The 11,119-nt window shown below is 71.6% G+C and carries 8 protein-coding genes; 7 read left to right on the top strand and 1 reads right to left on the bottom strand.

Annotation, left to right across the window (positions count from 1 at the left end; translation table 11 throughout):
- Nucleotides 1–63 precede the first annotated feature (63 nt).
- From TOK_RS28100 to mobF, 7 genes are all read left to right on the top strand, one after another.
- Nucleotides 64–513: a hypothetical protein gene (locus TOK_RS28100; RefSeq protein WP_253258693.1), complete on the top strand. Its 450-nt coding sequence runs from the start codon at nt 64–66 to the stop codon at nt 511–513.
- Nucleotides 510–872 carry a hypothetical protein gene (locus tag TOK_RS28095; protein WP_098961015.1) on the top strand — a complete coding sequence of 121 codons (363 nt, stop codon included), beginning with the start codon at nt 510–512 and terminating at the stop codon, nt 870–872. Before TOK_RS28100 ends, TOK_RS28095 begins: the two co-directional genes overlap by 4 nt.
- The gene (locus tag TOK_RS28090; protein ID WP_098961014.1) at nt 869–2,749 is read left to right on the top strand and encodes a type IV secretory system conjugative DNA transfer family protein; all 1,881 of its coding nucleotides are present in this window, start codon (nt 869–871) and stop codon (nt 2,747–2,749) included. The genes TOK_RS28095 and TOK_RS28090 overlap by 4 nt, the downstream gene beginning before the upstream one ends.
- Before the next feature lie 108 nt (nt 2,750–2,857).
- Entirely contained in the window at nt 2,858–3,526 is a 669-nt protein-coding gene (locus TOK_RS28085; RefSeq protein WP_098961013.1) for a hypothetical protein, read from the top strand.
- The gene (locus TOK_RS28080; protein WP_098961012.1) at nt 3,523–3,930 is read left to right on the top strand and encodes a hypothetical protein; all 408 of its coding nucleotides are present in this window, start codon (nt 3,523–3,525) and stop codon (nt 3,928–3,930) included. The genes TOK_RS28085 and TOK_RS28080 overlap by 4 nt, the downstream gene beginning before the upstream one ends.
- Nucleotides 3,927–4,871 carry a DUF2637 domain-containing protein gene (locus TOK_RS28075; protein ID WP_253258692.1) on the top strand — a complete coding sequence of 315 codons (945 nt, stop codon included), beginning with the start codon at nt 3,927–3,929 and terminating at the stop codon, nt 4,869–4,871. Before TOK_RS28080 ends, TOK_RS28075 begins: the two co-directional genes overlap by 4 nt.
- Before the next feature lie 232 nt (nt 4,872–5,103).
- Complete coding sequence (gene mobF, locus TOK_RS28070; protein ID WP_253258691.1) at nt 5,104–9,483, top strand: MobF family relaxase; 4,380 nt, start codon at nt 5,104–5,106, stop codon at nt 9,481–9,483.
- A 599-nt stretch (nt 9,484–10,082) separates the two neighbouring features.
- On the opposite strand, the gene TOK_RS28060 is transcribed toward mobF, so the two are convergent.
- Entirely contained in the window at nt 10,083–11,012 is a 930-nt protein-coding gene (locus tag TOK_RS28060) for a cation diffusion facilitator family transporter (RefSeq protein ID WP_098961010.1), read from the bottom strand.
- Between the last annotated feature and the right edge of the window lie 107 nt (nt 11,013–11,119).

Genomic DNA, 11,119 nt, shown 5'->3' with positions numbered 1-11,119 from the left:
ATCGCCCTGGGTATCCGGGGCGCCAACCCCGAACAAGATCGATCTTAAGGACACGAAGACTAGATGAACACCCACACGAACACCCACATCGACGATCCCGACATTCCCGAGGCGGTCCGTGAGGCCCGGGCCGGGGCGAAGTCCTGGCGCGCCGCCGTGCTGGCCCAGCGGACGGCCGTCTCGGATCACGCGGACTTCTACGCGATGACCGCCGACGTGGTCGACACCCTGGCCGCGGTGGGGAGCCTGGCGGAGGTCCTGGCACGGCAGGTCGCCCACTACGGCGACAACCGCCCGGTCTACGACGACACCCGGGTGGCCGACCCGCGCGAGCGCCTGGACGCGGCGGCGATGGATCTGTACGAACTCGCCGCCCGGCTGCGCAGCCCGGACCGGATCGCGAACACCTTCTGGTCCCGGATCAGCCACATCGGCGTCCACGACCCCGCCGACGTCAACGACTCTGATAGCTCGATCGGCGGCGCGCAGGTTCCTGCGGAGGTGACTCGGTGAGCGCGCCGACGTCGTCGACCTCGGCGGTGATCGGGCTGCGCCGGTGGGCGCGCGGGAACAGCCCGCACGTGGGGGCGGCGGTCGGGTTGCTGATCGTGCACGGCACCTGGCCGGCCCGTGAGGAGTTCCGCGAAGCATGCATCGAACGCGACCGCGACGGGACCTGCTGGATCGACTGGACCCGCGCCCGTACCGCGTTCGACGACGGCGAGTTCGCGAAGGCGTCGACGAGTGAGATCGCGGTGCTGGACTTGGCGATCGCGTTGGGACAGGACCGGTTCCGCTTTTCCCGTATGGGCCCGGCCAATGCCCGGGCGATTACCGACACCGTCGCCTACGCCCTGGGGGTGCTCCGATGAACCTCTGGACCGTCCTCATCCCCGTTGCTGCGATAGTCGGCACCGTCGTGGCAGCCAAGCGTGGCGCGACGGTGCTCGCGATCTGCCTCGGGCTGATCGGCCTGCTGCCTTTCGCTGCGTTGGCGACGGCGGTCGGGCTCCCGGTGCTGCTGCTCGCCGCCGGGGCGGGTGGGGTGTGGTTGTGGCATCGGTGGACGCGCTCGTCGTCGACGGTGAACCGGTGGGGCTCGCGGTCTCGGCGGAAGTCCGGGGTCGCCTCGACGCTCGACGTCGTCCGTCACGCCGGGTCCGGGGCGATGCGCCGCCGCGCCGGCGCCGTCCGGCCGTCGCTGGCCGGGATGGACCGGCGGGACCGGTGGCGGCTGCCGGTGGCGGAGGTGGCGGTGCGGTTGTGCCGCAGCGGGTTGTTGTGGGTGTGGTCCTCGGTCGAGGACGTCACCCTCATCTTCGGCGGCCCCCGCACCGGGAAGTCGGGATGGTTGGCCGGGCAGATCCTCGACGCCCCCGGCGCCGCCCTGGTCGCCTCCACCCGCGGCGACCTCTACGATCTGACGTCCACGACTCGGTCGGGACGTGGGCCGGTGTGGGTGTTCAACGCCGTCGGCCTCGCTGGACTCCCGTCCACGGTCACCTTCGACCCGGTGTCCGGGTGCAGTGATCCGGTAACGGCGGGGGAGCGGGCGACCGACATGCTCGCCGCCGCAACCCGCGCCGGCAGCAGTGGGGATCGGGAGTTCTGGGACGCCCAAGGACGGCGCGTCCTCGCCGCGCTCCTGCACGCCGCTGCCCTCGGTCAGAAGACGATGCGCGACATCCTTGGCTGGCTGGCCGATCCGGAGGCGGCGTCGCGGGAGGTCACGGTCCTGCTGCGCCGCAGCCCGGAGCCGGCGTTCGAGCTCGACCTCGGGCAGTTCCTGGGCACCAACGACCGGACCCGGTCCTCGATCACGTCGACGATCATGCCCGCGCTCGGGTGGCTCACCTCCCCCGCGGCGTCGGCCGCGGCGGGGTTGGGGGAGGAGAAGCCGTGGGCGCGTCCGCTCGACGTCGACGAGCTCCTCGCGACGAACGGCACCGTCTATCTCCTCGGTGGTGAGGAGGCGCAGGTCGCGCCGTTGGTGTGTGCGTTGACCGGGCACATCGCGCGCCAGGCCCGCCGCACCGCCGCCACCCGCCCCGGTGGCCGGCTCGACCCGCCGCTGCGACTGGCTCTGGACGAGGCGGCGCTGATCTGCCCGGTCCCGCTCGAATCGTGGACCGCGGACATGGGTGGGCGCGGGGTGAACATCATCTGCGCGTTCCAGTCCCGCGCCCAGCTCCTCGCAAGGTATGGCACGCATGATGCGGCGACGATCCTGAACAACTCGGGCTCGATCATGGTGTTCGGCGGCACCCGGGACCGGGACGATCTGCAATTCTGGTCGACCCTGACCGGGGAGCGTGACGAGCCCGCCGACGCGATCGAGCCGGGGCGCCACGCGGCGGCGCGGGCGACGCGGAAGACGGCGGTGTTGTCGCCGGCGCAGATCGCGAACCTGCCCGCGGGGCGGGTGCTGGTGATCCGGCGGGGGATCCCGCCGGTGATCGGGCGGGCGCAGATGATCTGGCAGCGCCGCGAGGTCCGCTGGGCCGACTTGGCCGACGATCACCCCGAGCTCGTCGACCACCTCGAGCGACTCAGCGAGTGGTGCCGCGCGCTGCCCGCACGGATCGGCCGGCGCGTCCGGCACATCTGCCGGCGTCGCGCGGTGGCCCGCCCGGTCCGGGGCGTACTCACCGTCGGTCCCCACGTGTCGTCGAATGGACGGCCACGGCTGGTTGTCGTCGATGCGCTCCCGCTCGATGACGCCGAGGACGACCGACGCCCCACGGGCTGACCGTCCGTCAGACCCCGCTTCGGCCTTCCGGGCCAGACCCGTCGCTTCCTGCCGGGTCTGGTCCGGCCCGCCATGACCATGCCCATGCCTTCGTCAGGAGAACGTCTCATGAGCTCGACCACCCCACCACCGCCGAACCCGGGGGCAGGCGAGGACGGCTGGTCCGGCCCGGTCGCCGGGCTGGCCCGGCTCGTCGACAGCCTGCGCCGCGACATCGACCCCCTCACCACCCTCCCCGGCCGGGTCGACGAGCTGGCCGAGGTCCTGGCCCGACTGTCGGAGACCGTCGCCTCGATCGCCACCCGCCGCAACGCCGGCCCCGCCCCCACCTGGCTGCTCGCCCCCGCCAACCCCGACGACACCACGAACCTGCTCGACGACCTCACCGCCTGGCTGGGCGCCATCTACCTGCGCTACCCCGACGGGGCCGCGGCGCTTCCGGACTGCTGGCTCTGGCACCCCGACCTCGTCGAGGAGCTCGTCTGGTTGATGCACGCCTGGTCCGCCGCCTACCAAGGCCCCGCCGCCTCCGTCGCTCTCGCGGGGGACTGGCACGACCGGCAACGGCCCGGGGTGGTGCGGCGCATCCGGCAGAACGTCGGGTCGTGCTCGGTCGAGCGTCACCAGACCCGCGGCGGCCGCCCACCGCTGACCGCCACGGCACCCGCGGTCCCCGCGCTCGAGCAGCTCGCCGAGATCGCCGCGTGGTGGGCCACCGCCCGCGACAGCGCCCCGCCCGAACCCACCGACCCGAGCGCCAACGGAGCCCACCGATGACCACACCCACCAACGCCCACGATTCCACCCCGCAACCTCCCGTGCCGCGCTCATACCTCGTCGAGCGCGACGTCGACGCGATCGAAGCGCTGCTCGACAGCTGGATCACCGCGACCGGGCCCGATGTCGACATCCCGCTGCTGGGCACCCCCAACTGGACCGCCGCCGACGACACGACGCAGCGGGCCGCGGTCGCGGTATTCGTACTCGGCTGCCTGGTCGAGCGCGACCCGATCATCATCGCCGCCCGCCTCGCCGCCGAGACCGCGATCCTGCGCGCATCCCGGATAGCCGCGGCCCGACAGGCCTCGCACGCGATCTCCGCCGGAGCCGACTGGACCGCGGTCGCGGCACGGCTGGTGCAGCGCGACCGGATCGCCCGCCACGACCGGCTTCGCCGATGACCACCCACGACGCCAGCACCGGTGGGAGCCGGTGGGTGCTGTGGCTGCCCGGCCTCATCGTCGCCCTCGGCGCCGCAGCGGCGACCGCGCACGGGCTGTTCGAGGTCGCCGTGGCCGCGCGGGTTCCGACGCCGATCGCCTGGATCTACCCGCTGATCACCGACGGGCTCGCCGTCGTCGCCTACACCGCCACCGCGCGGCTCACCGGTTCGGCCCGTGGCTACGCGTGGGCCGTCGTTGTCCTGTCCGCCGGGCTGTCCGGGCTCGCGCAGGCGGTGTTCCTCGCCAGCGACCTCCCACCCGTCGGCCCCGCCGGGGTGGGGGAGCCGGGTGGTGGGCTGGCGGTGCCAGGCGCGCTGAGGTTCGGGATCGGCGCATGGCCGGCCATCGCCGCCGCCCTCGCCGCGCACCTGCTGCACCTTCTGGCGGCAGCTCCGGACTCGTCCGCAACCGCTCTGGCAGCGGAGGAGCGTTCAGACGTTCAGCCGCCTGTTCAGGGTTCAGCGGTCAGCGTTGAACAGGTTCTGTTGAACAGTTCAGAGCACCGTTCAACCCGTTCAACCGGTGACCCGGAGGCGTTGACCGCGCCCCTGCCGGTGCTCGAATCCGGACCCCATGCCGAGGTTCCGCTGGACGGGCTGAACGACGCCGATGCGGTGGTCACTCCGTCCATTGGACGGGCTGAACGGGGGCCTGTGCGGGGTGCTGAGTCCCCGGCGCGGGACCGGGCGCTCGCAGCCGCGGCCCGGCTGGCCGCGTGCCACGGTGCCCTGCCGACGGTGTCGGAGGTCGAGGCCGAGGCCGGGGTCTCGCGCGGCACGGCCGCGACCGTCCTCAAGTCGCTCCGCGACCACCCACACCCGGTCCTCCCGCCGCGCAGCGCCGCCGCTGCGGCACCGGACACCGCCCACGCCACCGAGCACGAGGACACCCAGCCATGACCACCACAGCTCCCCAGCACCGACCTGCCACTCACCTCACGAACGACACCACCACGACTACGCACTACTCCAGCAAGACCGACAAAGCCACCGAAACAGACTCAACAGCTACAAGATCAAAGCCATCACACCTTTGCATCACGATCCGAAGGGGAGGACCGGCCTCCGGCCGACCCGACGGCGCGCTCCGCGTCGCCGGACCCCGCCAGGGCCGGATCGGCAGGTCAAAGGGGTGGCGCTGGTGCTGAGGATCAACAACGGTTACAGCCCCGACTACCTGCTCAAGCAGGTCGCTGCGGGGCGGGAGAACTATTACACCGGCGCCGTCACCGAGGGCGAGCCTCCGGGGCGATGGTGGGGTGCTGGCGCGGAGAAGCTCGGGCTGCGTGGGCTGGTCGAGGCACAGGACATGAAGGCGGTCTATGAACGGTTCCTCGACCCCCGCCATCCCGCGTTCAACGACCCGGCCCAGTGGGACGAGGTGACGACGCTCGGGCACACCGGACGGCGTTACCAGTCCGAGGACGAGTTGTACGCCGCGGCGGTTGAACGGGAGCCGAACGCCTCGGCTGAACGCCGGGTTGAACTCCGTACAGAAGCGGGGAAGGCAGCGCGGCGGAATGTGGCGTTCTATGACATGACGTTCAGCGTCGCCAAGTCCATCACGCTGGTCCACACGGCATTTGAGGCGAAGGAGGCGGCCGCCCGCAACGCTGGTGACGACGTCGCTGCGGAGGCGTGGGGGCAGTTTCGGTCTGCGGTGGAGGACGCGATCTGGGCGGGCAACAACGCCGGCCTGGCCTACATGGCGGAGAAGGCTGGCTACACCCGCCTCGGTCATCACGGGGGTGCGGCGGGTCGGCATGCGGATGCGCATGACTGGGTGGTGGCGTCGTTCTTCCAGCACGACTCGCGGGATCACGACCCGCAGCTGCACATCCATAACACGATTCTCAATCGCGTCGAAGGCCCCGACGGCACCTGGCGCACCGTCGACGGGCGCAGCCTGCACCGCTGGCGACCCGCCGGGGCCGCGGTTGCCGAACGCACTACCGAAGAACGCCTCACGAGCGCCCTCGGGCTGCTGATCGCCACCCGCCCAGACGGCAAGGCTCGCGAGGTCGTCGGTGTCTCCCAGGAGGCGATGGCTCTCGTCTCGTCCCGGCGTCGGGCCGTCACGGCAAAGGCCGCGGACCTGATCGCGGGATTCGAGGCAAGGCACGGGCGGGCGCCGACGAGCTATGAGCGGGAGCGGATCGCCCAGCACGCCACTCTGGTCACCCGCCGCGCGAAGTCCCACACGGGGGAGACCCGCGACCAGCTTCTCGATCGGATCGACACCCGCGTTCGCGGCGAGGTCACGGGCGGGCTGGCCGGGGTCGCCGACTCAGCCCTGGCTGCGCGCGCCGAGGGCGGCCCGGCTGCGGAGGAATGGTCGCCGACGGCGGTCGTCGAGCTTGCGTTGGCGGAGGTGCAGTCCCGCAAGGCCGCTTGGACCCGGGCGGACCTCACCGCAGCGATCAACGCCGCGCTTCCCGACCACCTCGGCGTCACCGAGGGCGCTGATGTCGGCCGGCTGCTCGACGAGCTCACGGGCGCGGCGCTGTCCGCTGCGACACCGCTGGACACTGCGCGGGCCGCGGACGACGCGTTGCCTGCGCAACTGCGGCTGGCCAACGGCGAGTCTGCCTACCAGCAGCCCGGGGCTCAGCTCTACGCCACGCCGGACCATGTCCGCACCGAGCGGTTCCTCGTCGCCGCCGCCGCCGACACCTCGGCTGCGGTCGTGTCTCGCGCATATGCCCGGGGCTTTCTGGCCGGTCTCGCCGAGTCCGGAATCGCCCTGGGCCAAGACCAGATCGCCTCGGTCGAGGGCGTGCTGACCTCGGGCGCGCGCATCGAGTCCCTGGTCGGTCCGGCCGGGACCGGGAAGAGCTTCGTCGTGGGCGTGATCGCGCGAGCGTGGGAGACCGCACCGAGCGCAGAGGGGACCTCGGCGCGGCGGGTGTTCGGGCTCGCGACCAGCCAGGTCGCCACCGACGTCCTCGCCGGCGAGGGCCTGACCGCGCGCAACGTCGCCCGCTGGCTCGCGGGCCAGGAACGACTCGCGAAGCCAGCCGAGGGCATGGTCCGCGACGACGACCGCGGCTGGGCCCTGCAGGCGGGGGACCTGGTGGTCGTCGACGAGTCCGCGATGACCGACACCGCCTCCCTGGCAGCCATCCACGACTATGTGGATCGGGCCGGTGCGAAGCTGCTGCTGGTCGGTGACCACAAGCAGCTCGCCGCGGTCGGCGCCGGCGGCGGCATGGACCTGCTCGCGAACTCCGGTGCGCGCTACGAGCTCGCCGACGCCCGCCGCTTCACCGACGACTGGGAACGGGCCGCGTCCCTGCAGCTGCGCGCCGGCGACGAGCGCGTGCTCCGCACGTACTTCGAACACGGCCGCCTGCTGGACTCCGGCACTCTCGAACAGGCCGAGACCTCGGCGACCCGCGCCTGGCTGGCCGACACCCTCGCCGGCCGCCGCAGCCTGCTCATCGTCGACACCAACGAGCAGGCCGGGCGCCTGTCCGCCCAGCTTCGCGCCGAGCTCGTCCGGCTCGGAAAGGTCACTGAAGACGGAGTGCCGCTCGGCCTGCAGGGCGTCCAGGCCGGGGTCGGAGACCTCGTCGAGGCCCGCCGCAACGGCTGGCACCTCGCCGGGCTCGAGGGGAACCGGCGCGGCCCGATCAACCGCGAGACCTACCGCGTCACCGCCACCCGCCTCGACGGCAGCCTCGAGGTCGCTGTGATCACCGGGCACGGACCCGACGGCGAACAGCACGGCGACCGTATCGTCCTGCCCGCCGCCTATGTGCGGCAGCACCTCGCGCTCGGCTACGCCTCGACCGTGCACGCCGCCCAAGGGGCGACGGTCGACACCAGCCACACCGTCGTCACCACCCGCACCGGTTCGGCCGCGCTCTACGTCGGCATGTCCCGAGGCCGCCACACCAACACCTCCCACATCGCCACCACCGCCACGATCGACGACCCAGCCCAGGGCCGACCCGACCAGGCCCTGCACCGCCACCCCGTGGCGATGCTCGCAGGCCTGCTCGACCCCGACGACCAGCACACCAGCCGCTCCGCGCTCACCACCGCCGCGGACTCCGCCGCCGACAACGGAAGTCTGCGCGCCGCGGTCGAGTTGCTCGCCGACGCCTCGCAGCTCGCCGCGACCGACCGCACCGCCCGGTGGCTCGACCAACTCGCCGCCGACGGCATCCTGACCGGGTCTCAGCGGCGGCAGATCGCTGCCGAGGACGGCGCCGCGACCCTGACCCGCATCCTGCGGCGCGTCGAGCTCGCCGGCCACGACCCACACATGGTCCTCGCTGCAGCGATCGAGGACCGGTCACTGGCCGGGGCGCGGAACCTGTCCAACGTCATCCACACCCGCATCACCGACCGCGGCCTTCGGCTCGACCCCGTCGGGGAAACGTGGACCTCCCGAATCCCCAGACTCGACGATCAGGCGTGGCAGACCTACCTCGACCGTCTCGCGTCGACGGCCGACGACCGCTCTGACGCGCTCGGGATGGCCGTCGCTGCCGATCCGCCTGCCTGGGCTGTCGAGGCCTTCGGGCCGCTACCGTCAGAACCCACGCAGCAGGATGCCTGGCGGCAGGCGGCGACCGCTGTGGCGGCGCACCGCGACCTCACTGACCCAGCTGGTGCGATGGACGTTCTTGGACGGGCACCACGCGCTGGTCAGATCGAGCACTACGCCGCTTACCGCGCGGCGTGGCGAGCCCTCGGCCGCCCCGAAGTCAGCAGGGAGGCCGCGGAACTGTCCGATGGCCAACTGCGGATGCGGGTACGCGCGTGGGAGCGCGAGCAGTCTTTCGCCCCGCCGTTCGTCGGCAATGAACTCGCTGCCACTCGACAAGCTGCCGAGAACCACCGACGCGACACAAGCCTGCGTCTCGCCGAGGCCGACGCTGCGCCCCTCCCAGACCAGGCCCGACTGCGGCGTGAGGCCGCAGACGCGGCGGCGCTCGCTGAGGCACTCGACGGCCGCGTCGGCCAGCTCGAGCAAGTCGACGACGCTCGCGCGCGTTGGCTGGCCCACACCGCCGGAAGTTGCGCAGCAGCCGACGAGGCCGTTGCTGTCCTGGCAGACCGTCGCACCGATATCGAGTCGGAACCACTGGTCACGGCTGAGGAGTGGCTTGCGGCAGCTCGCGACGCCGACGTGCGCGAAGACCAGTACCGAGGAATCACCGATGCGGACATCGACCGCGGCGACGAGCGCCGGCACGTACCCCTCCCGCACGTCGACGACCGACCGATGCCCGAAACCGCGCTCGACGATCTACGCGACGTGGCCGCCCGCGAAACCCGCCAGGCTCGCGACGACCTCGTTCGCGTCCCGAGCGCTGACGACGTCACGGTCTCCCTCGACCGCGCCGCGAGGGCGCTGGCCGAAATTGAAGCCCGCGAGATTACCGACCACCAGGCCGATGCAGACCTCCGCGCGGCTCAACTTGCCCACTGGCACACCGACGACCACGCCTCGGAGGCCAGTGTGGACCTCGACGAGGCACACGCGGCCGATGTCGGGTGAGGAGCAGATCGTCACCGCACCGCTGTCCCCGCAGCGACTCGGTGCAGCTGGGTGCGATACCGCTCGCGGTCCAGCGACGAGATCGGGTCGGCACCTCCGTTAAGCGATGGACACATCGCCCTGGGGTCAGTTAGCTCCCCGGTCACCCAGCCCAGCGCCACTGCAACACCCCGCGCATAGTGCCGCTCCCAGGTGCTGCCGGTCCGCTCCACCCACTCCTGTCGACTCATCCGATCTGCCCGGGCGATTCCTCGCGTAGCCCACCAGGAGGGAGCCGGATACAACTCAGCATCGGCAACCGAGCCGGCCACCGACATCGCGGCCCACGCCGCCATCTCGGTCGGCGCCTCTCGGCGGAAAGGGCCAGTCGTGTCGGGGCCCTTCCCAGCTCCGAGCCACGCCAAGCTCACCCAGGACCCCAGCGCCTGCGGCGCCCTCGTCTCGTCGAAGACCGAAAGCAGAATCGACTCAGCGTCGGCGACGGCCGGCAGTGGATGCCCGACCCAGTCCGGGAGTCTGCGCAGCCTCGACATGGACTCAGTGTGCGGCCGGACACCGACAGTTCACCGTCGGTCGCGACGCCAGGAGCGGGACTCACGTCAGCGGGTGGCTGATTCTCTGCTCCCAACATCGGCGACCGAGTCGTCGGTGTGTGACACGGGTTCGACCTGGACGGTGCTGCGGGTGACGCCGACGTCGGCCAAGATCGCGCGCGCCTCGTCGAGGACCGGGTGGATCCGTTCGTCGGAGTCGACAAGAACGTGCGCGCTCGCGGCTTCCATCCCGGAGGTGATCGTCCAGATGTGGAGCTGGTGGACGTCGGTGACGCCGTCGATCGCGCGTAGGCGGCGGGCGACCGCGTTGACGTCGACACCCGGAGGTGCCGCCTCCATGAGGATCCGCAGCGCGTGCCGCATCAGAACGTAGGTGCGGGGCAGGATGAAGAGCCCGATCCCGGCGGCGATCAGGGTGTCGGCGTACATCCAGCCGGTGAGCCAGACGACGAGCGCAGCGACGATGACGCCGATCGAGCCGACCATGTCAGCGAGCACCTCGAGGTAGGCGCCCTTGACGTTGAGGCTGTCCTGCGCGCCGCGGGCGAGCAGACGCATGCTCACGACGTTGACGGCGAGGCCGAACGCGGCGGCGATCAGCAACGGAACGCCGGCGACCTCGGTGGGGTCGGCGATTCGCTGGATCGCCTCGACGAACACGTACGCCGCGGCCCCGAACAGCAGCAAGCCGTTGATCACGGCGGCGAGCACCTCGAGCCGGTAGTTGCCGTAGGTGCGCTGTGACGCCGCGGGGCGGTTCGCCAGGACGACCGCGGCCAGCGCCAGCCCCAGACCCAGCACGTCGGTGCCCATGTGCGCGGCGTCGGAGAGCAGGGCCAGGGAGCCGCTGGTCAGGCTCACGACGACCTGCACGACCATGTAGGCCGCGGTCAGCCCGAGTGCCAGACCGAGGCGCCGGATATAGCCGGCGCCGGCTGTCGCGCCGGGGGTTCCGTGCCCGTGTCCGTGGCTCATCACTGGCTCCACCGTTCAAACACATGCGTCAACATGCATGAATCTTAGCGGCGCGTCAGGCGACGAGTCCACCAGCAAAGCGGTATCGACTCGACATATCAATGAGC

Origin of the sequence: Pseudonocardia sp. N23, from assembly GCF_002583555.1 — a bacterium.
Classification (GTDB): Bacteria; Actinomycetota; Actinomycetes; order Mycobacteriales; family Pseudonocardiaceae; genus Pseudonocardia.
The sequence above is the reverse complement of the archived record's forward strand: the minus strand, read 5'-3'. Positions and strand labels throughout refer to the sequence as shown.